This window comes from Bacillus sp. CR71 (assembly GCF_003429245.1).
In the GTDB taxonomy this organism is placed as follows: Bacteria; Bacillota; Bacilli; order Bacillales; family Bacillaceae_G; genus Bacillus_A; species Bacillus_A thuringiensis_S.
The window spans coordinates 2,312,292-2,338,911 of the sequence record NZ_CP031748.1 but is presented as its reverse complement, the minus strand read 5'-3'; the positions used below and the strand labels follow the sequence as shown (position 1 = coordinate 2,338,911).

Below are 26,620 nucleotides of genomic sequence, written 5' to 3'. Positions count from 1 at the left end.
TTTCTTTAAATTCCTAATATAAGCAGTAAAAAGTTAATTTGACCTCCATTTCTTTATATACATAATTTAAAACAAAATATTTAATACAAAGAAAAGATTTTATTAAATTTTTATAAAGTGAAACTTTAATGGGTGGTTTTTCATCATGTAACTTTATTAAACTAACCTTGCACCAGAATCCTTTAAATCGAAAGATTCATAATAAACGCCATCCCTTCTGTATATTTCTACAAAAAGAATAGCGTTTTTGGAGTATATGGATACAAATTTATTTTAGCTTAATAGAAATACAAAAAGTTCCGAAGGACCAAATTTGAAAAGTAATACAATCTTTCATTCCAAACTATCCACATAAGAATCTATAATACTTTGAAACCTTTTGTTTCAAACTAATATTTAGTTGTATCCTATAAAATTAGCTTTTTACTATATCAATCGCACTATCCCACATACCACTAAAAAAAGATCCAGTTTTACGTATAAAACGTGTAAACCAATTTGCTTGTTCCACATCAGATTTTGTTACAAGGTCTATTTGTAATGAATTACCTGATAAGAACCCAGGATCGGTATTATCTTTAGGCGAGATAATTATTTTACTAATTGTTACACCTTTTTTAATAGGCGCTTCAGGTTCTTTATTTGATACTTTAAATTCTTTTTTATAACCGTCTTTGTTTCCCTTCCGCATTGGAAGTGAAACAGCTTGCTTCGTTTGAACTACTACATCTTTCTCTTTTGCATTTGCTACTCGTACCGTTTCATGTCCTTTTACTACTGAATCTTTTCCGTAGACATTCTTCACTTCAAAATTCGCAAATCCATAATCGTATAATTTCTTTGTTTCATCAAAGCGTGCCGTATGAGATTTTGTTTTTATCACTACAGAAATTAGGCGCATACCATTTCTTTCTACTGTACCAGTGAAACAATCTCCCGCTTCTGGAGTCGTTCCTGTTTTCAAACCATCTACACCTTCATATTGCTTAATTAAACCTTTTAACATCCAGTTAAAGTTCGCCATATCAATTGGATATTTACCACCCTCTTGGAATGTTTTTTTAGGAATTTTTGCTGTATTCAATATTTGGGGAAAATCTTGAATAAGACGTTGTGCTAAAATTGCACAATCCCTTGCAGACATTTTATTTTTCTCATCTAGAGTTGTCCCTTCTAGGTGATATCCTTTTAAATCTTGATTTGTTAAGCCTGTAGAGTTTACAAATTTATAATCTTTCATTCCAAACTCTTTCGACTTATCGTTCATCATTTTTACAAAATTGCCCTCTTTACCAGCAATCTCTTCAACTAAAGCAATTGTTGCACCATTTGCAGAATAAATTGCCATTGCCTCATATAACTCTTTTACCGTATAAGAGCCACCATTTTCTAATGGAACATTTGATAATGAACGATCTTGCGAAATCTTATGTGCATATTCAGAAATTTTAACTTTTTGATCCCATTTAAGTTTTCCTTTATCTACCGCTTCATGAACTAAGTATTCGCTCATCATTTTTGTCATACTAGCAATTGCCAATGATTCATCTGCATTTTTTTGATATAAAATTTTTCCGGAATTTGCTTCTATTAAAATTGCTGATCCTGCTTCAACGTCTATAGCAGAAACTGTTTCCGCTGCTGCTCTTCCAAATGTAACGAACATACTAAAAAATAGTGTAAGCACTGTTACTATTGCAATAAATCTCTTGCAAAACATACCTTTCACTTCTGTTACCTCCAATATCTTTGTACTCAAAAAAGCGTTATTCTAACATAATCTCAAAAAAAATAGACAGTGTTCTCAAATTGTATATACATATTAAACGTTAGGATTGCTTTCATATAGACCATCTCATCTGACACTTTTAGGTGCCCTGATACTTTGTATTCCCACGCATATCCTTATTTTTAATCCCCTTATATTTTTTAAAATGATTCGCACTTTCATATTTTTTAGGATTACAATTAATAGACAATCTACATAATACATTTGTTCCACATTTACAAAAATAAAGTGAAACTTTAATCAGTGGGGGTTTTGTTCATCCCCACTAATTATTAACCCTCACCAATCGGGATTTTAATTATTCAATTGAGCTATTTGCTAGACTTATATTAGAGATAAATTTTCTTTAGTCTAAACCATTAGTTTTTTGTAATAAAAAAACTACACCCAATACTGAATGTAGTTTTTCTAACTAACTAATTTATTTATTTTTTACTTCATTTTTATAAAAAGCAAATAATGGTTCAATGGATGGACTAGATAACAGCGGAATTGCCTTCTCGATCAATTTCCTATCCCAATCAAACCAACGCATTTCCATTAACATGTTTATTTCTGTATCAGTGAATCGTTTCTTTATTTCCTTAGCAGGATTTCCACCAACTATTGTATACGGCGGAACATCTTTACTTACGACAGATCCTGCAGCAACAATTGCACCTTCACCAATAGTAACGCCAGGCATTATTATAGCATTCATTCCAATCCAAGCATCACTTTTAATGACTGTATCGCCCTTAGTTTCATATGATTGTTCAATTTGCTCAGCGAATGGATATACTGTAATCCATTCTGAGTGATGATTATGGTTACCACCCATTAAAATGACTACTCCACTTGCAATGCAAACATAATTCCCAATAATGAGTTTATCAAGATGCCATCCCATCTGTTCAATTGGATTAAACAGTGCTTGTGACTTAGCATCCCCCCACAAATACCTTACACAACCATCTTCAAAATTTTGATGACCATAATACCCTGAATAATAGGAGTACTCTCCTACTTCAATGAGTGGATTTGTTACTATATCTTTTATATATTTTGTTTCTGACCAATGATTAAATAATGGATGCTTCATAACTTTATTCCTCGCTTCTAAGTATTATATATTTTGCTATTTACTTAGAAGCTTACTACGACTGCTACATTTTTTAGCTTTCTCAAACGACGAATCATTATCTTCAAGCCTTTCTTTTATAATAGAAAAAGCATAACGCAATACATTACACTAGTCAAATTGTGTAATTTTGAACACATCTTAAACAGTGTAATACTGCAATAACAACATGAAAACACTCTAACTTCGATACAAATACTATATTTATTACATTTAGTTCATATTTTGTAAAAAAATCTTAATTGCCATGACAAAGCAAACAATAACCACTATTGGTCGTATTAATGACGTCCCTTTTGTAAGCACCATCTTCGCCCCAATATATGACCCTATAATTTGACCAAGCATCATAATCAATCCAATTGTCCAATCGATTTGGCCAAAAATAATAAAATACAACAAAGCAGCGAAATTACTAGTAAAATTCAAAATCTTAGCATTTGCAGTTGCCCGTGTAGCACTATATCCACATAAAAGAATGAACGCTAAAGCAATCAAGCTACCTGTTCCTGGGCCGAAGAAACCATCATAAAATCCAAGGAATGGAGGCACTGTTAACGCAAACAACAACATACTTATTTTTCTCGGTCGATCTTCGTTTGCTATATTTGGAGATAATAGAAAATAAAGACCAATAATAATAAGTAAAAAAGGTAATATCATGATTAGATATTCTGCCCGTATCTGTAAAACAAGCCATCCACCCAAAACTGATCCAAAAAAGGTCATTAAGATGGACAAACGCATTTCTTTAAGATTAATTTCTTTCTTCTTAATAAAAAACACTGTCGCCATGAGAGTTCCGCTACTCCCTTGCAGTTTATTAGTTGCTATCGCTACAGAAGGAGACATACCTACTAATAACATTATCGGGATAGTTATCATACCACCGCCTCCAGCAATTGTATCTATCCACCCTGCTAATACAGCTACTAAAAATAGTAATATGAGTAATTCAATAGTAAAATCCATACAAAGAATATGGGAAGGCTTGAGCTATTATACCCCAAACCTCCCCATCGTCCCTCCTCTCTTTAAACTAGTTAATAATATCTGTAAAGTAACTTTCTTTCTGATCACGTAATCGGCTGGAAACGTACTGCCTGCAAACAATTCTTCTTCCGTACTTATTATCTCCAATCGGAATTTTATATTCTTCCTCAGATAACCTTTCCCTACCATGAGTTACATTTGTTTGTTTACCATAGTATGAATTTGGAATAATTAATAAATCTTCAGATGTAAGTGGAACCTTATAAGTGGGCGTTGTTCGTAAGAGTTCTAAAAACATGTCAAATTTCAATTTTTCTTCTTCACTTTTTCCCACATAAATCAATCTATTTTCTGCTCCATTCAAACAAGTTGCAATAATATCACCATTATCATCCAAAAATATGATTTGGTTTATTTCCCCTACAAATCCCGATATTTCACCATCCGCCATTCCTGCGATATGAGCAATAGGCATTTTACTTATCGCCAATATATCATCTTTACTGAAGTGATTTTCTTCAAGATGCTTTTGAAGTAATTTTGGCGTTCCAATATGAGTTTGAGTTTTTAAATTTAACACTCCTTTTAATAAAAGAGCATCAACTCTAGTAAATTTTCCACAAGTAATTTCAGACACTATTCGTTCCACGGATTTATTAAGTCTATTTGATACAATTTCTAAATTCGTATTGAATATTTTCAATCTTGCTTCAATATCTGATTGGTCTTTCATGTCTGTATACACTGTGGCATCGTTATGTTGATAAAAGTTCCCGCCACCGGTGCTTGCACCGACATTTCGCAAAACTTCATCGTTGTTCAAAGGGGAAATGAGGTGAAATCTATTTTTCCCTGCATGTTCGGATGGGTGAATTAAAGCATCATAATTAAAAAGTGTGGCAAAAAGCCATGTGACCCATTCTGCATAAAAATATTTTTTCATTCTATCGTCTTCGTCTTCACCATAATTAAAACCTTTGCGATTTTCCCCAGGTAATAGGGTTTCCATAGGATCACATGGAATATTTTTAATAAGAGTAGGTGGTACGTTTCCACCACAATTCGCTACTTTTATCATATGTAGTAGTTTTTTCATATCTGAATTCGAAGTTTTCTTTGAATAATCAATCAAACAATTAAGCCACTCTCTTGAAAAGCTTGCAGCTATTTCTTGATCACAAGTATAAGGATTATGAGTTTTTAATTCATGGTCTATTAGATTCTTGATTTTATCCTTCAATACATTAGGAATGCTAATTTCTTCGATTTCTGTAATCTGCAGTATTCCTTTATTCATTATAAAACCTCCGTTGTTTTATTTTTTCACCATATCTTCTATTAAATAAACTACCTACTTCTTTTTTGCTCCTTTGCTTTTCGTCAGAGCTATTACAGTTACCAAATTACAGAGCATAAACGTGGAGTAAACAAAATTTCTTTTTAGTTACATTAACCCCGTAAATCTCCATTAAATTAGTATATTTAATGGAGATTTCTTTTCATACTTTACTTTCAAACTATGTTTATAGGATTTTCAATTCAAGCACAAATATTCCTTTCCCTAGAATTTTCCTAAGATTGAAATCAGAATTTTCAATACACTAATATTAACAATAAAAATATAACACGAAACCAAAAAATGTAAACGAATAGTTTTTTTATAAAAAATAGTCAGACTATTTTAAGGTAATTTGTATTTCATTGAACTAACTGTAATAAAGTGGAACTTTAATCAGCCCTCACCAATCGGGATTTTACGAGCAACAGGGCCCCCGCCTAACTTCTTTGCTTCCGCTGAATTTTGAGGTGGGGGTCTTATTACCCAGCAAATAGCGGATAAAAAAGCCCCCTAAATGATAGAGGACTTTCTTTACAAGAATATTCTATTTTAAAATCCTTACTTACCTTTTATTTTAAAAGATATTGCTGTAACTTCTTTATTAATAGTTCCGTCCCCTCTGGACTTACAATAATCTTCCCATTCACTAACGAAATATTGCTGTCTGAAATATCACCTGTAAGTGCACAAGCTCTTGGAGATTGATATTTTCGTAAAATAATCTGATCCTCTTCTATAAACATTTCAAGAGAATCTTTTTCTACAATTCCTAAACTCCGTCTTATTTCCATTGGAATAACAATACGCCCCATGCTATCTGCTTTACGAGTAATCCCTCTTGATTTCATAAAATGCCACCCTTTATTTTTATCTAATATTACGGTACTTATTTTAGCAATAAACAACAATAAGGAATAGTTCGTATTACAGTACTTTTTTTAGGAATAAATACCAATTAAAAATAGCTTATGTTAGGATTGTTTCTTGTTTATTCTTCATTTTTAATATATTTATCCTTGATCATTTTTATATATTGTTTTCTTTCTGTTAGTTCAAATATAAATAATGCCTTTTTTATGTATGTTAAACCAACTTCATTAGAGTGCTGAACTTTCAATAAAATTGCACCTTTTTCAAAAAACAATTCACCTAATAAGTATAAAGTATTCATATTTATGGCTAATTTTATACCTATTTCACTATACTTAATCGCTTCTTCATATTGATTTGCAAGGTGTAGACATTTTGTTAACGTATGAATGAGTCTTAATTTGATTTCTTTTTCTCTAGGAAATTCTATCTTATTAAAATTAATTAAACTTTGTTTTAATATATTTATGCTTTTCTCATACTCTTCATTTTCTGCATGTATTATAGCAATTGAATTCATTATGCTTATTTCTTTTTCTGATAAAAAGTTACTACTACTTAAAGTTTGTTTTAGTGCTCTATTTAAAATGTCAAAAGCATTAATTGTTGCTCCATTTACATAATATATAGCAATCGCTTCATGCCATAATAGAAATTGTTTATCTTCTTTTGATTGGAAATTATTTTCGTTTTTCTCTTTTTTCACTATTTCGTAAAGCTCATTATATTCTTTTTGTTTCACACAATCTCTCATTACACATTTTACATTTTCAATATATTTTATTTTTTTATTTTTGGTCAGTGCAAATATATAATTTGGATCAATACCAAGTCTTTCAGATAGTTGATACAACAATATGCTAGATGGATAAATAATCCCTTTTTCTATCTTACTAATTTGGCTTTGTGAACATATTCCATGACATAATTCAGATTGTGACATATTTTTTTTCTTTCTAAGTTCTTTAATAATAATACCAAGATTGTAGAATTCCATCTTTCCTCCCTCAAATGTAACACTTTATGAGTATAAGAATATTTTCCAACTTTTAATGTAATGTAAAATTAGTATAGTTACAATTACTATTTATATGGATTTATAGTTTTTCACAAACTTGTATCACAATATGAGAAATTATTACAATAAAGTTCACTAATAACCAATGGGAGTTTTATTCATCACCACTGATTATTAGTCCACTCCAAGCAGGCGTTTACAGGTAGTTCGATTTCTTTGTCACAGCTAAATTTTGAGGTGAGAATCTTATTGCCCGCAAATAGCGAAATTAAAAGAAATAAATATGATTTTTGACCTTTATTTCTTTTAATAGTTTCTTTTGATTTTATATAAACAATTTCGAAGGGACTTATTTTATGAAAAGAATATTAACCGAAAGAGAATTAGAAGTGGCTATTTATGTAGCAAAAGGATATACAGATGCAGAAATTTCCAGAAAAATATATGTTACCCCTAGAAGAATTTCAACGATAATTAATCATATTAAAGAAAAATGGCATATTAATTCTAGAGTGGAATTAGGTATTTTAGTTTATCATTATGGTTTTATAGATGCACCCTTATTTTCTAATAAGGAAATTCAGCTATGCAAAAAGGTTGTACAGTAGATAGCAGAATATAAAAAGGTTAGAGAATTAACTTCTCTAACCTTTTTATATTCAATATTAGCTTTTAAACAGCCCTAATGCTACCATTAATCCTGTTATCTGTTCAACCTTGTATAAACACAAAAAAGAATTAGCCCTTCCTACTTTTCAAAACTAGTTACAATTCTCTCTTTCATTTTCTGTATTACTTCACTGCTCAATACTTTTTGACCAGCAGGAAGTTTTAATATGGCAGCGGCACCTTTGCTAAGGTATATTTCTTGATCATTATTTTGATTTACTACCAATATTCCTTGCCCTTCAAATTCGAAATAACTAATATCTTTTGTTTCATTTGTATTATTTTTTATTGCTTTATATAATCCATATAAATCTTTACTTCTATTTTCTCCGCCCGTTCGAATCGGTTCAGTATCATTCGCAACAATTAGTCCTTCTGGCTGCTCACCCTTCATAATAAACCACAGCTTTTCATTTGTTGGTAATAGCAATTGCTTAAATTCAGAGCTATTTAAAATTTGCTGTGCTGGAATTGTTGCATAGATTGGTAACGAAAATGGAGATGTTGTTATTTTTTCAAAATTTAAATTTTCAGAAGAACTTCCCTTACTATATTGATAATCTTTTAATGCGATCGATTGTACTGATTCACTTTTATTTTTTGATGCATAACTAATTTTACTAGCGAAAATAATAACGGTCATTAAACACATGCACGGTATCACAAGCTTAAGTAGATTTCCCATTTATGAACCCCCGCTTTTAATATTATTAGTTTGCATGGATATTATAAACAGTTTCACTCCACCAAAAATTATTATTGTTATGGAACGTACTGAAATTATGATTATAATGATCACCATACCAAGGGTCCATGTACGTTATATAATCTGTTCCATTTGTCCCTTTATAAAATCCATCAAGTACTAGAAAGTGTCCGATGTTAGCTCCATTTTGCCACATAATAAGTACAATCATCGGCTGATTACTATTAATTTGACTTTTGAACCAATCATACGATTTTGCTCCAGAACTTATAGCTGAACTAACACCATATCCCGATAATCCATATTGTATTTCACGTGAAGTTGCAGGATTATTATATGATCCACCCTTAACATACCTAACGTACTGATCTTGTGAAGGAGTTTTCCCAAAATAATTTAAAACTGAAACCGAAGTGCCTGCCCAACACCAATTTGATCTTTCTTGTAATATGTTAGGTACAGATAATTTACGGTCTATTGGTGTACTTGGAGGATTTCCATTAATATACGCTGACGTTACATATACTTTTTTTCCATCTTTAAAATAGTAAAACCAACGATTATCTAAATTTCCTGTCCAGTAATCTTTAACCGCTTCACCATACTCCCATCCTTTAAAAGATACTTTTGTATTTCCGGGAATCACATCTACAATATTTGCATTCAAACTTTTCGCCTCTCTAACATTTACATTCAATGGAGCTGTTGTCCCTGAAAATTCAACTTCTTCTGCTATTATTTTCTGAACACCAATAAAACTAAATGTGAAGAACAATAAAACCATACAAACAATAAAATGCTTTCTTCCCTTCATTTCTCCACCCCTTCATCAGTACTAAAAAACATCAACAATTCATCCTTATTAATTGTTCAAGCTTAATATTACATACTAACGAAAAATGACTTCTCATAAAGTAAAACTTTAATCAGTGGGGGTTTTATTCATCCCTCACTGATTATTAGTTAAACTAATCGGGCTTTTACGGGCTGCCCGATCCCCACCTAACTTCTTTGCTCTCGCTGGATTTTGAGGTGGGAGTCTTACTGCCCGGCAAATAGCGAGATAAATTCCAATACAAAAAAGGAGCCTATAAATTTTTATAGGCTCCTTTTTATTTCGTCGTTATTACTTAGCTAATTCTTTCGTACCCTTCATTACATCAACGAAGAATCCCCAGTTATTCACTACAGAAGAGATACTGATATGTTCATCTGGAGTGTGGACGTTAAAGATGTCTGGTCCGAATGAAATTGCATCTAATTCAGGCATCTTTTGAACGAATGCGCTACACTCAATCCCCGCATGTACAGCGAAGATTTCAATTTCTTTATTGTATTTTTCTTGATGTACTTTTTCAAATAAATTACGAATTTGTGAGTTTGGATTGTATGGCCATTCTGGATACTCTGACTCTATTTCAAATGTAGCACCAACTAATTCAGCAATATATTTGATTTCTTCTGCAACATGTTGTTTTAAACTACTTACAGAACTTCGCACTTCGTTACGTAATTTAATTTCATCTTGCAACGTTTCAATAACGCCTAAATTTGTTGAGCTTTCTACAAGACCTTTAATATCCATGCTCATACTTTGAATACCATTCGGAATTAAGAATAATGATGAAATAAGCTGCTTTTGTGTCTCTTTAGCAAATACTTTTTCAACTGTTTCATCCAATTTTGTCAGTGTAACATGAACATCTGAATCAACAGCACGCATTTCTTCTTGTAATACACGTGTCCATGATTCTAGTTTTTCTTCTACTTGCCCTACATCTTCTGTACGAATTAAAATTGTAGCTACACTTTCACGCGGAATTGCATTCGTTTTTAATCCGCCGTGAACTTCACTTATGTTAAACTCCGTATGTGCTGATAAATCACGTAACACTCGTCCTAATACTTTGTTCGCATTACCGCGTTGTTTATCAATTTCCATACCAGAATGTCCGCCTTTTAGACCGCCAACATATAGACGGTATGCATCCATATTCGCTGGTGTTTCATCCCAAATTACGGGAATTGTTTCAACAGCTTTCGCACCACCTGCACTACTTACAAGTAATTTATGATCTTCTTCAGAATCAATATTTATAAATATCTTTCCTTCAAAATGATTTGGATCAATAGCAAAAGCCCCGCCCATTGTCGTTTCTTCTTCAGTAGTGATAACGACTTCAAGTGCTGGATGCGGAATTTCTTTTGAATCTAATAAAGCTAATGCATACGCAACTGCAATACCATTATCCGCACCTAAAGTTGTTTGATTTGCATATAACATGTCCCCAATGATTCGTAATTCAATTGGATCTTTTTCAAAATCATGTACTGTTGCTTGATTTTTTTCGCAAACCATATCCATATGACCTTGAATAATAATAGCTGGTACATTTTCATAACCAGCTGTTGCTTCTTTTTTAATAATGACATTTAATGCTTCATCTTGAATGACTTCTAAGTTACGCTCTTTTGCAAAGCCCACTAAATAATCACTAATTTCCTTTTCATTACCTGATCCTCTAGGAATCTTTGAAATTTCTGCAAAATGATAAAATACAGGGTGCTTTGTTAATTGTTCTAAAGTAGAATACATTTTTCAAGCTCCTCTCAAAATGAAAAAATAGTATGTAAGTCTTTTATCATTATACCATGATTCATTATTTTACCTTTCTTTTAACTTTTATTGTTCATTTTATTTACAACACTCATACAACATTATAAGGGCGTTGTAAGCTATATCGATTTTTCTCATTTAATAATAGTCGTATACTTTTTAAAGAAACACATTAAAGGAGATAAAGAAAATGAAAAAGTTTGCAGCAATTATTACACTATGTTTATTATTTTTTAGTTTTACTATTGGCTGTGAGAGAGCGTCACTAAATAAAATTGGTAAAGATGTATATTACATGCAGATAAAAGGCGAAGGAGCTATCGAAAAAGTAGATGGTAGAAACTTACGAAACTATACGCTGCCCGCATATCATGAAGATGGTGTCAAAAAACAAATTACATTTAGAAGTACAAAAAAAGAAAACGACCATAAATTAAATGAAGACGCGTTTTTACGCCTTTATGTAGATCAAGATGATAATAGCAAAAATGAAATATCATCAATTGAAGTAAAGTCCTATGAAGAGATTCAGAAAACAGATTTACCTAAAAAAGTAAAAGATAAGTTTACTATTAAATAAAAAACAAAAGAAAATGCTCTATGCATTTTCTTTTGTTCTTTTCACTTGTATATATTTTGAACTACTATTATTCATCAGTTTCTCTAACCGATTTATATTCTCCGTTAATGCACCTTTCACAAGAGAGAAATCTGTATTGGATTCTTCTTTTTTTTCTTTAAAAAACGAAGACTTTTGTACATTGACTTCAGCCATCTCTTCTCCCCCTTTTCAAAAAGATACAACCTTTTATTTATATTATATAGCAAATGTAGAAAGAGTGTACACTTATGATTTTCTTTTTAATTCTTCTTCTAATTCTTCTACTTGCTGCAACGCATCCCCTTTTATTAAAGAGAAATCTGTTGTATCTTCGTTATCTTCTTTAAAAAAATCATTGTCATAATCTTTTACCACTACAATCACCTCTACATGCTAGTGTAGGAATGATTGTCCAATTTTATTCAACTTTGTCGGATTTTGTTTTTAATTTATGTATAGAAGAAAAGGACAGAAAAAGATTCTGTCCTTATTTACTAAAATAACTATGATGTATTGTTAAATTATATACATTTTCAAAATCCCGATCTTGCAGGTTATTTTTCTTTCCATCAATAACAATGAAAACATCACTTACTATTTTTGCTGGTATAATCCCGACATTTTCTACTTGCACTGCTTTCTGCTCATTCAATTGCTCGATATGTTCTAACGGAACGATAATACTAAATTGCGAGCGAATACCACGAAAGTTTGTATTTAATTCCTTTGCCGCTTCAAAAACAACAATTTTCGCGCCAATTTTTTCCCCATATGAATCTAAAAATACATTTAAGCTCTTTGTATATTCTTCTTCCGTATGCCATTCCATCGTACCGAAAACTGCTGGATTAACATTTTGAATAATTGTGGTGTATATTTCTCCTCTCGCTTTAGATGCAATTAATGATCGTTTTATTGATTGAACTGTCTTGCCAATATCGCTAAATTTCGCACCCCATATTTCTGAAATATTAGGCGTTAAAATGAACGCAATATCAACAAAAATAACCATTGCAGTAAACATTAAAAGATTTTTCCAGAGGGTTAAATCAATTCCTTTTATCATGAAATACACGGTGACAGATATGATAAACAAACCATACCAAGTCTTTCTAATACGTTGCTTTTTCTCTTCGTACAACTCCTCATTTTTCCAATAAAAGAAAACAAGGACTACAAAGACAATCGCTAAAACAAATAAGCCAATTCGAATGTTAGAGATCATTAATCACATCACCCTCCATTCAAAAACTACTCACGATATCATTACATGCGCAAGCCGCTCTCTTTATGACAAAAGACATGGACAAGCTTCTAAATTTAGCTACATCGCATATATATTAGAAGGTACCACGTCTTTTATCCTGCTATTTGTGGGCAGTAAGACCCCACTGATTAAAATTTTACTTTACCATGAGTCTATATTGTATATGTAGACAAGCATTCATTTCAAATTTTCGTATTAAAAAGAAATATGTTTCGGAATTTCCCCTTCAGGTACTTCTCCATCCATACTTAAATAATAATGACGAATCGGACGTAAGTTTTCGTCTAATTCATAAACAAGCGGAATACTAGTTGGAATATTTAATGAAACTACACCATCACTCGAAAGGTTGTCTAAGTATTTTACTAGCGAGCGAATTGTGTTACCGTGTGATGAAATAATTACTTTATTACCATTTTTTAATATCGGCGCAATTTCTGAGTGCCAATAAGCAAGTACTCTCTTCTCCGTATCCTCTAAACATTCAGTTAATGGAAATTCACCTTTTTTGAGTGTTTTATATCTTGGATCGGTCGCTTCATATCGAGGATCGTCTTCAGTAAGAGCCGGTGGTCTTACATCAACACTTCTTCTCCAAATATGAACTTGCTCCTCACCATATTTTTGAGCAGTTTCATCTTTATTCAACCCCTGCAATGCACCATAATGTCTTTCATTTAGCTTCCAAGATTTATGTATTGGGACCCAAGTAAGATCCATCTCATGAAGTACAATCCATAACGTCCGAATTGCGCGTTTTAATACAGATGTATAAGCCACATCAAAAGTATATCTGTTTTTCTTTAATATTGCTCCTGCTTCTCTCGCTTCACTTAATCCATTCTCTGATAGATCAACATCTGTCCATCCAGTAAAGCGATTTTCAAGATTCCATAAACTTTGTCCGTGACGAATAAGTACAAGTTTTATCATTATAATTCCCCTTTCGGAAATGTGAATTTTATTGTTCCATTGCGTACACGTATAAAGTATCTAGTAATGTATCTTTTTATCCATTCACTCTATAACCAAACGATAGTTGCCAAATGTATGGATAAAATTTGTTCTTTTTCAAACTATAAAAACAGAAGTTTTTCATTATTTTTGATCGACTGGTATTTCCCGTTTTGATATCCAAGCATCAAAACCTGATCGACTATTTGCCATTTCATTCATAACTTGATGCCAATTGTCTTCACATGATTCACCAAATTTTGAAAAAATAGCGCCCATTTGTTGTCTTTGTACATCGCTCAATTTTTTCTCTAAATCTGCACCTTGTTCTGTTAAAGACAACTGTTTCACACGGCGGTCATGCGTAGCTTCATTACTCTCAATTAAGCCCTTTTCCACAAGTTGACGTAGTGGCCCGTGGAGAGCTTGTTTACTTATTTCTAATAATGATAATAACTCATTTACACTTATCCCTGGAAAACGTGCGATAAAAAATAAAATTCGATGATGTACTCGTTGAATGCCATATTCTTTTATAATTTCATCTGGCTTTTCAGTAAATGTTTTATATGCAAAATAAAATAATGCTAATGCCTCATTCATCTGTTCTTCTTTATGTTGTGTCATCTACTTTCCCCCTGTATGTAAATTATACCACAATCTAGTAATGAATATTTTAATCAACTTATTAGAACCTGTTTAGTCTATTGAAACATTCACTGCATAATTAGGAGATGATTCATTTGAAAAAAATATACTGTAAGTACATATTTATTGGATAGACTACACGAATTAGGAATTGAACATACATTCGGGGTTCCTGGTGATTATAATCTTGCCTTTTTAGATGATGTAGTACCACATGAAAATTTAAAGTCGATTGTATTATTAGTATTGGTGTGAAGTTAACTGATACTATTACAGGCGGCTTCACACAAGGTTTTACAAAAGAACAAGTTATAGAAATCCATCCCTACACTGTGAAAATTATAGATAAAAAATACGGTCCAGTTGTAATGCAGGATATTTTACAACATTTAAGTGATTCAATTGAGCATCGTAATAAAGATACTCTTGACGTTAAGCCATTTATTTTAAAATCATCTCTTTTTACTGAAGAGTTCAATCCCAAATCACAAATGGTCACACAAAAACGTTTTTGGCAGCAAATGTACCATTTCTTACAAGAAAACGACATCTTAATTGTAGAGCAAGGAACACCTTTCTTTGGTAGTGCTGCTATCCCTCTACCTAATAACACTGCATATGTAGGACAACCGTTATGGGGATCTATCGGATATACACTGCCCGCTCTAATTGGTACACAGGTCGCCAATTTATCACGGCGCAACATTTTAATTATTGGTGACGGTTCTTACCAAGTAACTGCCCAAGAGTTATCAACTATACTACGTCAAAATTTAAAACCGATTATATTTTTAATCAATAACAACGGATACACTGTTGAACGTGCCATTCACGGCCAAAACCAACCATATAATGACATACAGATGTGGGATTATACTAGCTTGCCGAACCTATTCGGATCAGAAGAAAAAAGCCTAACATTTAAAGTGGAGAATGAAACAGAGTTAACAGAAGTCTTAACAAATATAACTTTTAATAAGAATCAACTTATCTTTATTGAGGTAATAATGAGCCAAAGCGATCAACCTGAATTGTTAGCTAAACTCGGGAAAAGATTCGGTCAGCAAAATTCTTAATATAAAAAAACTAATTATACAATTGGTAGTGTAAAATTTGTTTTGAGAATAATTTCGACACTCAAAATACATAAGGAAAAGGATGGAAAGCACCATCTTTTTCTATTTTAAGAGCGTTCTTCGACTAACGCCCCGTGTGACAAGCAAAAATTCTTAATCCATCTTTAACTTTATAGCTTTTGTCGCAATAAATGTTTTAATATGCTTATCTAATATCCTTGTCCCACCAAAATCATCCTCATAAAAACCTGTCATAGCAAAACCAGCTTCAATTTGGCCTTGGATTTGGTCTTCTAAAGTATGCGCATATTCTATTGTTTGATTTGAATCGATGTAATCTTGAACTTCATCCTCTGGTAAATAATCCAATGTTGATGAAGGAATTGAATGTTTAACATCAAGAATACCTTTTTGTTCTTGGTTATCATCAAAGATCCATAGTAATGGATTTGTAAATCCAGCAATAAGAATACCTTTATTCTTTAAAACCCTAGAAACTTCATTCCATACAAGATGAACATCTTTTACAAACAAATTAGAGACAGGATTTACAACAATATCAAAATATTCATCCTCAAAGTCACCAAGGTCTGACATATCTCCTTGTACGGTTTTTAAAGTCAAACCATCCCGTTTTGCTACCTTTTCATCTTGTTCCAATTGCTTCTTAGATATATCAGTAACTGTTACATCTGCTCCAGCAGCAGCTAGAACAGGTGCTTGTTGTCCACCACCTGACGCTAAGCAAAGTATCTTTAATCCATCTAATGACTTTGGAAACCACTCTCTAGGAACTGACTTTTCCATAGTGACTGTAATCTCCCATTCACCTGATTTGCTTTTCTCAATAATCTCGCTACTTACAGGCTGCGTGTATCTAGAACCTTCTTCAACCTTCTTATCCCATGCATTACTGTTTTGTTGTGTAGTATCCATTGCGATTAGTCCTCCAAACGATTTAGTGGCATTCAATGTGTAAGCTTATTAACTATTTATACTTTCCTTTTCCTATTAACCTGCCTGATAGTTCATACATAGTTGTTTACATTTATATTAACAGATAAATACTAATAATTACTAAAAATTCTAAAAAGACACAAAAATATACATCTATTCCATCATTCATTTAAAATAATCGTAGAATTGGTAAGTTTTAAACAACTCATTTCCACAAAAAAAGCATTCCAAAACTGTTGACAGTTGGAACGCTTTTTTATGTTATTTCATTTTTCAAGCTTTTAACTAAATCCATTAAACAAATAAGCTACGCTTTTTCTTTTTTATTCAGCAAGAGTTAACTGCCAAGATACACCATACTTATCATTTAACCAGCCAAACTTTTTACTAAACGGATAAGAACCTAAAGGCATGAGAATTGCTCCATCCTGCGCTAGTTTATGAAAGACCGTTTCAATTTCTTCTTCTGTCTCACAAGTTACATAAAGAGACATAGCTGGAGTGAATGTAAAATTATGATTTACATAACTATCAATACACATAAACTCTTGGCCATTTAGCGTAAAAGTTGCATGAATTACAGTTCCCTCTTTACCAGGTCCATTTTCATCGTAGCGAGAAATACTTACAATTTCCGATTGATCAAATAGCGACGTATAAAAATTCATTGCTTCCTCAGCTTTGCCTTCAAACATTAAAAACGTAGTAATTTTTTGATTTGTGTTACTCATATGGAGACAGCCCCTTGTTATATATTTATGTAAAACATAAGTCGGCCAAAAAACCGAACGTATATTCCTATAAGTGTATTGTCTATAAAAACGATGAGTTTGTCAATTATCTACTTTCTTATTTCTTCTTAAATAATGCTGTCCAAAGAAATGATTCTCCAAACATTTCTTTCGGTTGTTTCATTTGTTTCATCCTTCTAATCTCAATTACCTCAAATTCTTTAAATATCTCTCTTAACTTTTCTTCCGAGTATGCAAGACCACCTTGTAGACTCCATTCTCTATATACGTCCCAATCTGTTATTTCTGATCCATTTCGCTCATCTAAATTGCCTGCTGCAAAACATGTTAATCCGAAATAACCACCCGATTTTAATGAGTTTTTAATTAAATCCACATAATTTATTCTTCTATGCGGTGGAATGTGATGCAAACAGCCCGAATCATATACAAAATCAAATTCGTTTTGAACCTCTAAATTAAAAATTGAATTACAAATAAAATGAATTTCTACCCCTTTTGCCAATGCCCTCTCTTTTGCCCAGTTAATGCCTTCTACAGATAAATCCACTGCTGTTACATCAAATCCTTGAGTCGCTAAATAAATGGCATTTCTACCTGGACCACATCCAAGTTCTAATACCTTCCCTTTTGAAACTCTCTCTTTTTGTATATTCGAAACTAGATTCTCATCTGGAACATTTTCAAAAAACGGAACATCCTTTTCTCTATTCTCATAAAACTCATTCCAAAATGGTTCTGCAGGTCTTAATAATGAATCAAGCATTTTTAAAATGTCTTCTTGTGTGTGTAACGTTTCAGTTTTCATTAATACCCCTCCATGAATTAATGGTTAGAAAATTATTATATATCTTTTTGAACTTTCAGACGAATAAAGGCTCCACATTTTAATTTTTTCTTTATTCTTTAAATTATTTTAAATACGGTAAATGAAATTATAAACTTTACTCTTATGGTGCAAATGCACGCCAACCTATTATTAAATACAAAAAGAGCCACAAATTTTTATGACTCCTTCTGCATTAATAATTATATCAGGATTTTTTATTATATAGCGATTTCTCTATTAATAAACGATATATCTCTTCATCCAGATTACCATTTCATACTTTAACGGCCACGTCTTTGCTGACCTTGCTTTGTACTACCTTTTTTATTACTTGACTTATTAAATGATCGGTTATTTTCATTTCTTGAATCACTTCTCGAGCTATTTCTCGAATCACGTCTTGATTCACTTCTTGAACCTTCGCGGCTATCTCTTTGACGATTTTGACCTGATTTCTTTGGAGCCGGCTTTGGTACCGGTTTTCCATTTTCATCTACACGTTTTATCTTCGGTTGTTCGATTATTTCTCTTTGTATTGGTGCACCAAGCGTTTTTTCAATTTCTTCTAAATGTTTTTCATCTTTCGCTGCAACGAACGTAATTGCAAGACCTGATCCACCTGCACGTCCTGTTCGGCCAATGCGGTGAATATAACTTTCTACATCTTCAGGGATATCAAAGTTAAATACGTGCGTTACACCATCTACATCAAGTCCACGAGCTGCTACATCCGTTGCGATTAAGTACTGAATTTTAGCTTCGCGGAAACTCTTCATAACTCTTTCACGTTTCGCTTGAGGTATATCACCATGAAGTTCAGCACAATTGTAACCTAATCCTTTTAAATTATCATAAAGCTTACTTGCTCTAACCTTTGTACGACAGAAAATAACTGCTAAAAATGGCTGGTCACGATCCATAACAAAACGAAGTGCATCTGGCTTTGCACGATCTGTCGTCTCAATGACACGCTGCTCAATTGTATCTACCGTTACTTCTTCACTTTGTACTTGAATCATTTGCGGCTCATCCATATAACGCTTCGCCAATTTTTTAATATCTTTTGGCATCGTTGCTGAGAATAACATCGTTTGTTTACTACCAGGTGTCTCATCTAAAATATCTTCAATATCATATAAGAAACCGAAATAAAGCATTTGATCCGCTTCATCTAGTACAATCGTTGAAAGATTACTTAAATCAATTGTTTCGCGTCGTATATGATCTAATAATCGTCCTGGTGTTGCAACAACAATATGTGTATTACCTTTTAATTTTCTCAATTGTTGTGCTACATCTTGCCCACCATAAATCGCTAGTACATTAATATCTTCTCTTTGAACAAGCATTTTTTTAATTTCAGTTGTAATTTGCAGAGCTAGTTCCCTTGTTGGTGCAACAATTAAAGCCTGAACATCACTAGACTCTGGATTGATTTTTTCTAAAATCGGTAACACAAATGCTAACGTTTTACCCGTTCCAGTTTTCGCCTGCCCAATAATATCTTTACCTGACAGAATAACTGGAATTGCCTTTTCTTGAATTGGTGTTGCTTCTGTAATTCCATTTTCACGTAATGTATGATTAAAAGTTTCACTAATTCCTAATTCTAAAAAGTTTTTCAAATAGACCACTTCTTTTCCTTATTTTTCACATTAGCTTTCATTGTACCATTTGTTTCGCTAAATATGAAAAATAAAAAAATTCTTATCTTCTTTTTTTATATTCATCCTGTACTAGATGGACAAATTCTTTTTGCTTTTTCTCGGATTTTATTAATGGTTCCATATTTGCAGAAGTCAAAATATACTTTTTAATTTTTCTATTACTCCAAATTAAACTTGTATACTTCGGATCTTCATGTAGATTTCGAAACCACTCTAATTCACTTAATTTTGCAATATGGTGTTTCAATTTCATGTCATTTCGAGGATAAAACAAAATAACATTTGCTATTACATCAAATAACGAACCCATCTTCTCCCTCCTATACCCTTGCTCAAATTATATATATTCTTTTGTACATATACATTTCAATTTTACCGAAATATACTGTTACTGATTTGGTTGAAATCGCAAAATATATGAACTAAAAAACCGATCTTTTTGATTTAGGAAAGACCGGTTTTCATTATTTTATAAAGTCAGCTTTCCTCCATGGTAGCAATAATACTGTGCTGCTTTAAGACTTTTAATCCTATTTAAAGACTTTTCCGCCCTTTCTATATCTAAGCAAAAATCCGGATTAGCTATTACTAACTCACGATTCTCTTGAACCGCTGCATCTCCTGTAATTACACAGTCTAAATTCGGAAAATATAATGAAATATGCCCCGAAGTATGTCCTGGCGTCGCTACTATTTGACATTCATTATTCAAAATCATTTGACCATCATGCACTTTTTCATCGACGGAAATATGTTTTATATTTTTTAACTGTTGTATAAACCATTTACCAAATTCTTTTTCTTCATTTGGCATACGTTCTAACATTTTTTCAGCTTGAACTAACCTCTCTGATTTTATATCACCACTAATATAGTTAGATTCAATTTCACTAGCAATAATATTAATGTGAGGATATTTCACTTTGAAATCATATAAAGCCCCTAGATGATCATCATCATAATGAGTAATAATTATATTTTTTAAGTTTTTCATCTCATATCCATGTTTTAATATTGCATTTTCAATTAAAGGTAAAAAACTTGTATATCCTGTATCGACTAATGTTAATTCATTATGTACTATAATTAAACTTGGATAAACACATTGTTTTTGCCCGTTAAATTCGAATTCAATTGGTAGTTCTATTATTTTCATTTTTCTTCCCCCATACCGCTTATAAAATGCATGATAATAACTAAATCATACACATACATTTTACAATATATATACTATGTAACGGAACACTGTGAATCGTGGCATAATCCACATTATATTATTTTGAACAGGTAATCCCCTATTTTTATGGAAATATATAATAAGAAAAACAATAACATTGATTAATCTCTCACTTCTTTGTCTATCCTTTTAAAAAATCTATGTTTTTGTAAAAGGAGTATTTATATGGAGAAACAGACACTTTGGAAAAAGTTCAAAAAAAGCTCTGTAAACCTCGGTAAATCCAGCGTATATGAAAGTATTATCTTATTCTACACAATGAAAAAGAAAGAATTACCTACTAAAGCGAAATTCATAATATTAGCCGCTTTATCTTATTACGTATTAACAATTGATTTCATTCCAGATATAGCTGCTATTATTGGGATTGGCTTATTAGATGATGTTTTAGCAATCGCTGTAGCGCATAAATATGTTATGCGCTATGCAGATGCTGAAATTCGAGAGAAGAGCAAGGTAAAAATGGAGTCATTATTTACTTCAGCACAAGCATAATTAAACTAACTAGTCATTTACATACCTTTTTACTTTCAAAAAAAGCTAACTGTAATTAATGATAGTTCAACCTCACTGAATATTACTCTTCACTATGAGAGCATTGCAGAATAAATCCCTAAACAAAAGCATTTCTCTTAGCTCTCAAACCGTAAACAAATAGGGTGTCAGCACGTGTTCCTAAGTTCTGACACCCTTTTATTTGTTCTTATATCTATCTGTTATACAGTTGCATGTGTCCCCTTATACAAAACTGCTATTGCCGCGACTATAAGGATCACACCCATAAAAGCAGGTGCAGCATGACCAAGCGATACATAGATTTGCCCTCCAATAATAGGACCAATCATTCTTGCTAAAGCTTGAATAGATTGACTTCCCCCTTGAATCCTTCCTTGTTCACTAGAACCGCCAGACTTTGAAAGCATCCCGTTGAATGAAGGCCCGAAAATTGAATCCCCAAAACCATACATCAGCATTCCAACGATAAGTAGTGGATAGAGTGAAAACAAAGCTGATGCCGCAATAAAACTGTATCCTATAATCTCCGAAACCATCCCAAGAATTGCTATTTGTTTATCACTAAGCTGGATCAAAAGCTTTGGCATTATAAAACTTTGTGAAACAATGTCTTGAAAGCCCAAAATTGAAAACATAAGTCCGATTAGTGCAGGTTTCCAACTGAAAGTATCCATTGTAAATTGCGTGAAAATTGCTTGTAAAGATCCGTTAGGTATCCAAAGTAAAAACGCTGAGACAAGTAACCATTTTAAATTTTTCATAGAAAGTATGTTTGCTAGCTGTGCAAAAGGATTCAACCTTACAAAAGTAATCTCTTTTAACCTATTATTTTTGTCAAGACTCTCAGGCATATATTTGATCCCATATACAACATTTATTAACGTTATGATTGCTCCAAAATACATAGGTACAGTATCACCAAACTTGGCAAGTAATCCCCCAATAGTGGGGCCAATGATAGTTCCCGCACCTACAACTGCACTCACCCATCCAAAGTATTTCGTTCTCTGCTCTTTTGGAATGATGTCTGCAAAATATGCGAAGATAGTACTTATGCTCCCGCCTGTTATTCCTTCTATTATGCGTCCAGCAAATAGTACCCATAAAGCTCCTCCTATACCAAAAACTAAGTACCCAATTGCAGAACCAAATAAGCATATTAAAAGTAATGGACGACGGCCATACTTATCGCTTAAAGCTCCGAGTACTGGGGCAGCTAAAAACATGCAAGCCGCATATACGGAAGTTAGTAGTGTAACAACTAATGCTTGTTCTTCCGGATTACTTGTATATGGCTGTACTAAGAATGGGACTACAGGCATGATAATACTGAAACCTATACCACAAAGAAATACAGAAATAAGTCCGAATAGTAAAGCATGTTTATCTATGCTTTTTTCAGTTTTCCTTTCATTTTGTGATCTAAATATAGACATTTAACTTCTCTCCTTAAAACATTTTGTTGTCGTGTCAACAAAATGATAACTCCGTTTTGTTGATTAGTCAACAAAAATAACGTAATAAAAAAGCAGCCTATTCTCATTAGAGTAAGGCTGCCATTTCATTATTAAAATGTATTAGGATTTAATATGTATACCTTGTTTCTTTATTTCTGCATCCAAATGTCTACTATACTTTTCCACGAAACTAATTATACTGTCGAATTCTTCTTCAGTTACTTGCTCAAATACAGCTTTATCCCGCTCTTGAAACTCTTTGTGCAGATCTTCATGGATTTTATAAATTTCTTTCCCTTCTTCGGTAAGCCTAAAATAAATTTCTTTCTTATTTTCCGACTTTTGGTAGCTTTCAATAAGGCCTTTTTGTATGAGCTTCTTAGTCATTCTACTTATAGCACCGCGAGTCACATAAAAAGCCTCTGCAAGTTGTGTCACATTAGAATCCACATTATTTTCAATATATTCAATGCAGTGGACTTCAGAAGACTTAAAACCTTTAAGACCTTCTTCCATCTTATCTTTATTAAGCCAAACCAGCTTATTATATAATTCCCTGAAACCGTTCATGACCTGTTCTTCTTTATTCATGACCTGCCCTCCTCACCGCTCATTAGTACATTAAAACTATTATATTAAATTTCTGCTTACGTTTCGACAATATTGAAATAATTATTGTAACATTCAAGATATGTGTAAAAATTGGCGCTTAAATAAAACAATTCATTAAACAGCAAATTTATTGCTACTTACAATAAACAGTAGACAAAAAGTAAGAGCTAAAATTATTTCTCTTAGCTCTTCTTTCATAAAACTATTTCACTTCATTAGCGACAAAAAAGTGCTCACATACACTTGATATGCGCTGTAAGTCCACGTTCCCACCAGATATAACCGCTACTACTTTTTTTCCTTTTATATAGCTATCAACTTTTCCTGCAAGAAGTGCAGCAGTTGCTAATGCACCTGCACCTTCTACAACAGCTTTCCCACGTTGTAATAAATCTTTCATCGCTACTTCCAGTTCTTTTTCTGATACAGTTACAATATCATCTACTAATTCTTTTACAATTTCAAATGTTAATTCCCCTGGTATTTTAACAGCGCAACCATCTGCAATAGTAGGCGCCTCATAATGTTCTACGATTGCTCCTTTATCGTAAGATGCCTTCATTCCATGAACATTATCTGCTTGGACACCAATTATATTAATCGATGGATTAAAAGATTTTAATGCTACAGAAATACCAGAAATAATTCCGCCTCCACCTATTGGTACAATGACAGTATCTACATCCCACATATCATCAAGAATATCTAATCCAATTGTACCTTGACCAGCCATTACCTCTACATCATCATATGGATGTAAGTATGTCTCACCTGTTTCCCTTATAATTTCTTCACATTTTGCCTTTGCATCATCAAATGTTTCACCATGTAAAATTACTTCAGATCCATATCCTCTAGTTGCTTCGACTTTAGCCTGCGGTGCAGAAATTGGCATAACAATTTTACTCTTAATACCGAGTAAATGAGCAGATAATGCAACTCCTTGTGCATGATTACCTGCTGAACATGCAATTACACCTCTTTCTTTTTCTTGATCCGTGAGCCGCGACATTTTATTAAATGCGCCACGAAATTTAAAAGAACCCGTTAATTGCATATTTTCTAATTTCAAATGAATTTCTCCGCCCGTTTTACTAGTCAAGTAAAAAGATTTTACTAATGGCGTTTTACGAGCATTTCTATCTAGAATCTTGTGAGCTTTTTTAATATTGTCTATATGTAATGGTAGTTTTCTAGTTATCATACTTACACCTCTTCCAATGTTCTATTCCTAAGTTTTCGTAAGTCGTAGCTCCTTTATACGAAAAGAAAAAGTCTTTATATTTGTACCCCACTCTGAAATAAACACATTTGCAAACAATTCAACATCCTCTTCATATCACGTTCTTTATAATGATTTAAACATGCAATTTGGATCCAATTATTCTTTTGTAAATAAGATGACTCATAATGAACGATGTATCCTTGTAATGCTAATGCATCGCCTACTACTTTAGAAGAATGATCTTCGCTCAATACAATAGTAAGTATAATTGGCGCGGCATGTTCTTTAGGTGAAACAAGCTTTAACCCCATATCAGTAATAACTTCTTCAATATATTCGTATGTCTCTTTAATTTTTACAAATACCTTTTCATCTTCAAATCTCTTCAACGCTTCTTGCAATGCATAAATTAAATTCCATGATTGTGAGTATGGAATGCTTTCATTTTCTTCATACATACCAATGTCCATATAGGCCGGCACAGCCTCGTTTATTTTTACAATGTGGTTATGAAAAACGAAAGAAATTCCTGTATATGATTTAATCGCTTTACCGCTAACACCACTTGCAAAATACACATCCTTTAAGTCTAATGGTATTGCTCCAATTGAGCTTATGCAATCTACACATAGTTTTATTTGATTCTCGTTACAAAGAGTGTTTAGCTCGTTTAAATCGTTTAACATTCCAGTAGATGTTTCATGATGAACAAACCAAAGCCATTCATAATTTCCAGTTGTCATGATTTCTTCTAATTCGGTATAAATAAATGGATCTCCCATTTCCTTTTTATACGTATCAAAATGTAACTGTGCTCGTTTTGCATGTCCAACTAATCTATTACCAAATTCCCCATTTGTTAATACTAGTCCTTTCCCTTTTAAAGAACGTAACTGTAAAGCGATCGCATCATTTGCTAACGTCCCTGTTCCTAACATAAGCTGTACATGTTTTGCTTTTGTCATGTAAAGTAACCGTTTTTTCACATTGTCCATCATCACTTGAAATGACTTAGAGCGATGCGAAATAGGCCGCGTAGAAAATGCCTTTCGAACGTTCTCTTCAATATCTACTGGACCAGGTAAAAACGTATATTCTTTCGTCATAATCCCCCCAACGCTCGATTCTTCAAACATAGCAGGGGTAACATACATTGGCTGGTAGGTTGCTGCTTCTGTACCAACTAACGTATGGAAATCTTTGAATCCCATCTGCTCATATAAAGCTAGTTCACGTGTTGTTGCAGAAATGAGTGCTAATTCATATCCGTTTAGAAGCAAATAACGATGTAGAAAACGGATTAATCCTAACAACGCTCTTCCATTCCTATATTCACGTTCTACTGAAAGTAAACGAATTTCATACACTTTTTCTCCATGCTCTTGCAAATAAACATCTAAATTTGAAATTTTATAATCTAACGAGAATGGTCGTTTTCCCCGCACCGCGACCATACCTACTAATCTATCCTCATCTAAACAAATTAAATATGTATTTTCTTCATGAAACCTATCTATACGAAACTGGTCTTTCGTTTCTTCATGTTGTGGAATCTCTTCCACAAAAGTTTTATAATTTAATTTATGTATACTTTCAAATTCCCAATCTTGATCAGCAACTTTATAAATTAACCCCATGCCTTATCTCCTTTATCTATTTAATAAAAAATGATAAGTGGAGATTATCCCCACTTATTAAACA

General features: G+C 32.6%; 28 protein-coding genes and 1 pseudogene. 5 read left to right on the top strand and 24 right to left on the bottom strand.

Annotated elements, in window-relative coordinates; translation table 11 throughout:
• Nucleotides 1–415 precede the first annotated feature (415 nt).
• From DOS87_RS11980 to DOS87_RS11955, 6 genes are all read right to left on the bottom strand, one after another.
• Entirely contained in the window at nucleotides 416–1,729 is a 1,314-nt protein-coding gene (locus DOS87_RS11980) for a D-alanyl-D-alanine carboxypeptidase family protein (protein WP_000677658.1), read from the bottom strand.
• A gap of 481 nt (nucleotides 1,730–2,210) precedes the next feature.
• On the bottom strand, nucleotides 2,211–2,870 hold the full coding sequence (locus DOS87_RS11975; protein WP_000682536.1) for a CatB-related O-acetyltransferase: 660 nt from the start codon (nucleotides 2,868–2,870) through the stop codon (nucleotides 2,211–2,213).
• 252 nt (nucleotides 2,871–3,122) lie between these two features.
• Complete coding sequence (locus tag DOS87_RS11970; protein ID WP_042598004.1) at nucleotides 3,123–3,881, bottom strand: TSUP family transporter; 759 nt, start codon at nucleotides 3,879–3,881, stop codon at nucleotides 3,123–3,125.
• Nucleotides 3,882–3,948: 67 nt separating this feature from the next.
• The gene (locus tag DOS87_RS11965; protein WP_001032355.1) at nucleotides 3,949–5,199 is read right to left on the bottom strand and encodes a hypothetical protein; all 1,251 of its coding nucleotides are present in this window, start codon (nucleotides 5,197–5,199) and stop codon (nucleotides 3,949–3,951) included.
• 611 nt (nucleotides 5,200–5,810) lie between these two features.
• Complete coding sequence (locus DOS87_RS11960) at nucleotides 5,811–6,089, bottom strand: AbrB/MazE/SpoVT family DNA-binding domain-containing protein (RefSeq protein ID WP_098831083.1); 279 nt, start codon at nucleotides 6,087–6,089, stop codon at nucleotides 5,811–5,813.
• A 140-nt stretch (nucleotides 6,090–6,229) separates the two neighbouring features.
• Nucleotides 6,230–7,108 carry a helix-turn-helix domain-containing protein gene (locus DOS87_RS11955; protein ID WP_000397974.1) on the bottom strand — a complete coding sequence of 293 codons (879 nt, stop codon included), beginning with the start codon at nucleotides 7,106–7,108 and terminating at the stop codon, nucleotides 6,230–6,232.
• Nucleotides 7,109–7,485: 377 nt separating this feature from the next.
• Between DOS87_RS11955 and DOS87_RS11950 the strand changes: the two genes are divergently transcribed.
• A complete protein-coding gene (locus DOS87_RS11950) occupies nucleotides 7,486–7,737 on the top strand; it encodes a response regulator transcription factor (protein ID WP_000821942.1) in 252 nt (83 codons plus the stop codon).
• A 140-nt stretch (nucleotides 7,738–7,877) separates the two neighbouring features.
• Here the strand turns inward: DOS87_RS11950 and DOS87_RS11945 are convergent, their stop codons facing one another.
• The 3 genes from DOS87_RS11945 to pepD form a co-directional block, all read right to left on the bottom strand.
• Nucleotides 7,878–8,483 (bottom strand): hypothetical protein, encoded by a 606-nt coding sequence (locus DOS87_RS11945; RefSeq protein ID WP_000527414.1) that lies wholly within the window; start codon nucleotides 8,481–8,483, stop codon nucleotides 7,878–7,880.
• 25 nt (nucleotides 8,484–8,508) lie between these two features.
• A complete protein-coding gene (locus tag DOS87_RS11940; protein ID WP_000678376.1) occupies nucleotides 8,509–9,318 on the bottom strand; it encodes a papain-like cysteine protease family protein in 810 nt (269 codons plus the stop codon).
• Between the two features lie 312 nt (nucleotides 9,319–9,630).
• Nucleotides 9,631–11,100: a beta-Ala-His dipeptidase gene (pepD, locus tag DOS87_RS11935; protein ID WP_000287540.1), complete on the bottom strand. Its 1,470-nt coding sequence runs from the start codon at nucleotides 11,098–11,100 to the stop codon at nucleotides 9,631–9,633.
• Nucleotides 11,101–11,311: 211 nt separating this feature from the next.
• Between pepD and DOS87_RS11930 the strand changes: the two genes are divergently transcribed.
• The gene (locus DOS87_RS11930; protein ID WP_000712655.1) at nucleotides 11,312–11,701 is read left to right on the top strand and encodes a YxeA family protein; all 390 of its coding nucleotides are present in this window, start codon (nucleotides 11,312–11,314) and stop codon (nucleotides 11,699–11,701) included.
• A gap of 18 nt (nucleotides 11,702–11,719) precedes the next feature.
• Here the strand turns inward: DOS87_RS11930 and spoIISB are convergent, their stop codons facing one another.
• From spoIISB to DOS87_RS11905, 5 genes are all read right to left on the bottom strand, one after another.
• Complete coding sequence (spoIISB, locus tag DOS87_RS11925) at nucleotides 11,720–11,896, bottom strand: stage II sporulation protein SB (RefSeq protein WP_000852629.1); 177 nt, start codon at nucleotides 11,894–11,896, stop codon at nucleotides 11,720–11,722.
• A gap of 72 nt (nucleotides 11,897–11,968) precedes the next feature.
• Nucleotides 11,969–12,097, bottom strand: a complete 129-nt coding sequence (locus tag DOS87_RS11920; protein WP_000237817.1) for a hypothetical protein — start codon at nucleotides 12,095–12,097, stop codon at nucleotides 11,969–11,971.
• Nucleotides 12,098–12,209: 112 nt separating this feature from the next.
• Nucleotides 12,210–12,947 (bottom strand): type II toxin-antitoxin system SpoIISA family toxin, encoded by a 738-nt coding sequence (locus tag DOS87_RS11915; RefSeq protein WP_000624981.1) that lies wholly within the window; start codon nucleotides 12,945–12,947, stop codon nucleotides 12,210–12,212.
• A gap of 237 nt (nucleotides 12,948–13,184) precedes the next feature.
• The gene (gene gpmA / locus DOS87_RS11910) at nucleotides 13,185–13,922 is read right to left on the bottom strand and encodes a 2,3-diphosphoglycerate-dependent phosphoglycerate mutase (protein WP_000594159.1); all 738 of its coding nucleotides are present in this window, start codon (nucleotides 13,920–13,922) and stop codon (nucleotides 13,185–13,187) included.
• Between the two features lie 165 nt (nucleotides 13,923–14,087).
• Complete coding sequence (locus DOS87_RS11905; RefSeq protein WP_000191905.1) at nucleotides 14,088–14,570, bottom strand: MarR family winged helix-turn-helix transcriptional regulator; 483 nt, start codon at nucleotides 14,568–14,570, stop codon at nucleotides 14,088–14,090.
• Between the two features lie 147 nt (nucleotides 14,571–14,717).
• Between DOS87_RS11905 and DOS87_RS11900 the strand changes: the two genes are divergently transcribed.
• Both DOS87_RS11900 and DOS87_RS11895 read left to right on the top strand, forming a co-directional pair.
• The gene (locus DOS87_RS11900; RefSeq protein ID WP_003265031.1) at nucleotides 14,718–14,846 is read left to right on the top strand and encodes a hypothetical protein; all 129 of its coding nucleotides are present in this window, start codon (nucleotides 14,718–14,720) and stop codon (nucleotides 14,844–14,846) included.
• Nucleotides 14,822–15,667 (top strand): annotated as a pseudogene (locus DOS87_RS11895) (thiamine pyrophosphate-dependent enzyme); the annotation flags it as partial. The gene DOS87_RS11900 and the pseudogene DOS87_RS11895, both read left to right, overlap by 25 nt.
• A 153-nt stretch (nucleotides 15,668–15,820) precedes the next feature.
• Here the strand turns inward: DOS87_RS11895 and DOS87_RS11890 are convergent.
• From DOS87_RS11890 to DOS87_RS11865, 6 genes are all read right to left on the bottom strand, one after another.
• The gene (locus DOS87_RS11890; protein ID WP_098578413.1) at nucleotides 15,821–16,603 is read right to left on the bottom strand and encodes a class I SAM-dependent methyltransferase; all 783 of its coding nucleotides are present in this window, start codon (nucleotides 16,601–16,603) and stop codon (nucleotides 15,821–15,823) included.
• Nucleotides 16,604–16,947: 344 nt separating this feature from the next.
• Nucleotides 16,948–17,355 carry a VOC family protein gene (locus DOS87_RS11885; protein ID WP_000072495.1) on the bottom strand — a complete coding sequence of 136 codons (408 nt, stop codon included), beginning with the start codon at nucleotides 17,353–17,355 and terminating at the stop codon, nucleotides 16,948–16,950.
• A 118-nt stretch (nucleotides 17,356–17,473) separates the two neighbouring features.
• Nucleotides 17,474–18,184, bottom strand: coding sequence for a class I SAM-dependent methyltransferase (locus DOS87_RS11880; RefSeq protein WP_000846298.1), 711 nt, complete (start codon nucleotides 18,182–18,184; stop codon nucleotides 17,474–17,476).
• 302 nt (nucleotides 18,185–18,486) lie between these two features.
• On the bottom strand, nucleotides 18,487–19,839 hold the full coding sequence (locus DOS87_RS11875) for a DEAD/DEAH box helicase (RefSeq protein ID WP_002082792.1): 1,353 nt from the start codon (nucleotides 19,837–19,839) through the stop codon (nucleotides 18,487–18,489).
• Between the two features lie 73 nt (nucleotides 19,840–19,912).
• On the bottom strand, nucleotides 19,913–20,182 hold the full coding sequence (locus DOS87_RS11870; RefSeq protein WP_000535041.1) for a hypothetical protein: 270 nt from the start codon (nucleotides 20,180–20,182) through the stop codon (nucleotides 19,913–19,915).
• 159 nt (nucleotides 20,183–20,341) lie between these two features.
• The gene (locus DOS87_RS11865; RefSeq protein ID WP_000691174.1) at nucleotides 20,342–21,028 is read right to left on the bottom strand and encodes an MBL fold metallo-hydrolase; all 687 of its coding nucleotides are present in this window, start codon (nucleotides 21,026–21,028) and stop codon (nucleotides 20,342–20,344) included.
• A 246-nt stretch (nucleotides 21,029–21,274) separates the two neighbouring features.
• On the opposite strand from DOS87_RS11865, the gene DOS87_RS11860 reads away from it, so the two are divergent.
• The gene (locus tag DOS87_RS11860) at nucleotides 21,275–21,604 is read left to right on the top strand and encodes a YkvA family protein (protein ID WP_208730263.1); all 330 of its coding nucleotides are present in this window, start codon (nucleotides 21,275–21,277) and stop codon (nucleotides 21,602–21,604) included.
• Nucleotides 21,605–21,825: 221 nt separating this feature from the next.
• Here DOS87_RS11860 and DOS87_RS11855 read toward each other — a convergent pair whose 3' ends face one another.
• From DOS87_RS11855 to DOS87_RS11840, 4 genes are all read right to left on the bottom strand, one after another.
• Nucleotides 21,826–23,061 carry an MFS transporter gene (locus DOS87_RS11855; protein ID WP_098578414.1) on the bottom strand — a complete coding sequence of 412 codons (1,236 nt, stop codon included), beginning with the start codon at nucleotides 23,059–23,061 and terminating at the stop codon, nucleotides 21,826–21,828.
• 141 nt (nucleotides 23,062–23,202) lie between these two features.
• Nucleotides 23,203–23,673 carry a MarR family transcriptional regulator gene (locus tag DOS87_RS11850; RefSeq protein WP_001030909.1) on the bottom strand — a complete coding sequence of 157 codons (471 nt, stop codon included), beginning with the start codon at nucleotides 23,671–23,673 and terminating at the stop codon, nucleotides 23,203–23,205.
• A 223-nt stretch (nucleotides 23,674–23,896) separates the two neighbouring features.
• Nucleotides 23,897–24,898 carry a bifunctional threonine ammonia-lyase/L-serine ammonia-lyase TdcB gene (gene tdcB / locus DOS87_RS11845; RefSeq protein ID WP_000632966.1) on the bottom strand — a complete coding sequence of 334 codons (1,002 nt, stop codon included), beginning with the start codon at nucleotides 24,896–24,898 and terminating at the stop codon, nucleotides 23,897–23,899.
• 74 nt (nucleotides 24,899–24,972) lie between these two features.
• Entirely contained in the window at nucleotides 24,973–26,556 is a 1,584-nt protein-coding gene (locus DOS87_RS11840; protein ID WP_098578415.1) for an aminotransferase class V-fold PLP-dependent enzyme, read from the bottom strand.
• Nucleotides 26,557–26,620 lie beyond the last annotated feature (64 nt).

Bases quoted from the DNA above. Each gene is read 5' to 3' on its own strand.
- DOS87_RS11975 (WP_000682536.1), bottom strand. From the start codon at position 2,870: ATGAAGCATCCATTATTTAATCATTGGTCAGAAACAAAATATATAAAA.
- DOS87_RS11970 (WP_042598004.1), bottom strand. From the start codon at position 3,881: ATGGATTTTACTATTGAATTACTCATATTACTATTTTTAGTAGCTGTA.
- DOS87_RS11965 (WP_001032355.1), bottom strand. From the start codon at position 5,199: ATGAATAAAGGAATACTGCAGATTACAGAAATCGAAGAAATTAGCATT.
- DOS87_RS11960 (WP_098831083.1), bottom strand. From the start codon at position 6,089: ATGAAATCAAGAGGGATTACTCGTAAAGCAGATAGCATGGGGCGTATT.
- DOS87_RS11955 (WP_000397974.1), bottom strand. From the start codon at position 7,108: ATGGAATTCTACAATCTTGGTATTATTATTAAAGAACTTAGAAAGAAA.
- DOS87_RS11950 (WP_000821942.1), top strand. From the start codon at position 7,486: ATGAAAAGAATATTAACCGAAAGAGAATTAGAAGTGGCTATTTATGTA.
- DOS87_RS11945 (WP_000527414.1), bottom strand. From the start codon at position 8,483: ATGGGAAATCTACTTAAGCTTGTGATACCGTGCATGTGTTTAATGACC.
- DOS87_RS11940 (WP_000678376.1), bottom strand. From the start codon at position 9,318: ATGAAGGGAAGAAAGCATTTTATTGTTTGTATGGTTTTATTGTTCTTC.
- pepD (WP_000287540.1), bottom strand. From the start codon at position 11,100: ATGTATTCTACTTTAGAACAATTAACAAAGCACCCTGTATTTTATCAT.
- DOS87_RS11930 (WP_000712655.1), top strand. From the start codon at position 11,312: ATGAAAAAGTTTGCAGCAATTATTACACTATGTTTATTATTTTTTAGT.
- spoIISB (WP_000852629.1), bottom strand. From the start codon at position 11,896: ATGGCTGAAGTCAATGTACAAAAGTCTTCGTTTTTTAAAGAAAAAAAA.
- DOS87_RS11915 (WP_000624981.1), bottom strand. From the start codon at position 12,947: ATGATCTCTAACATTCGAATTGGCTTATTTGTTTTAGCGATTGTCTTT.
- gpmA (WP_000594159.1), bottom strand. From the start codon at position 13,922: ATGATAAAACTTGTACTTATTCGTCACGGACAAAGTTTATGGAATCTT.
- DOS87_RS11905 (WP_000191905.1), bottom strand. From the start codon at position 14,570: ATGACACAACATAAAGAAGAACAGATGAATGAGGCATTAGCATTATTT.
- DOS87_RS11890 (WP_098578413.1), bottom strand. From the start codon at position 16,603: ATGGATACTACACAACAAAACAGTAATGCATGGGATAAGAAGGTTGAA.
- DOS87_RS11885 (WP_000072495.1), bottom strand. From the start codon at position 17,355: ATGAGTAACACAAATCAAAAAATTACTACGTTTTTAATGTTTGAAGGC.
- DOS87_RS11880 (WP_000846298.1), bottom strand. From the start codon at position 18,184: ATGAAAACTGAAACGTTACACACACAAGAAGACATTTTAAAAATGCTT.
- DOS87_RS11870 (WP_000535041.1), bottom strand. From the start codon at position 20,182: ATGGGTTCGTTATTTGATGTAATAGCAAATGTTATTTTGTTTTATCCT.
- DOS87_RS11865 (WP_000691174.1), bottom strand. From the start codon at position 21,028: ATGAAAATAATAGAACTACCAATTGAATTCGAATTTAACGGGCAAAAA.
- DOS87_RS11860 (WP_208730263.1), top strand. From the start codon at position 21,275: ATGGAGAAACAGACACTTTGGAAAAAGTTCAAAAAAAGCTCTGTAAAC.
- DOS87_RS11855 (WP_098578414.1), bottom strand. From the start codon at position 23,061: ATGTCTATATTTAGATCACAAAATGAAAGGAAAACTGAAAAAAGCATA.
- DOS87_RS11850 (WP_001030909.1), bottom strand. From the start codon at position 23,673: ATGAATAAAGAAGAACAGGTCATGAACGGTTTCAGGGAATTATATAAT.
- tdcB (WP_000632966.1), bottom strand. From the start codon at position 24,898: ATGATAACTAGAAAACTACCATTACATATAGACAATATTAAAAAAGCT.
- DOS87_RS11840 (WP_098578415.1), bottom strand. From the start codon at position 26,556: ATGGGGTTAATTTATAAAGTTGCTGATCAAGATTGGGAATTTGAAAGT.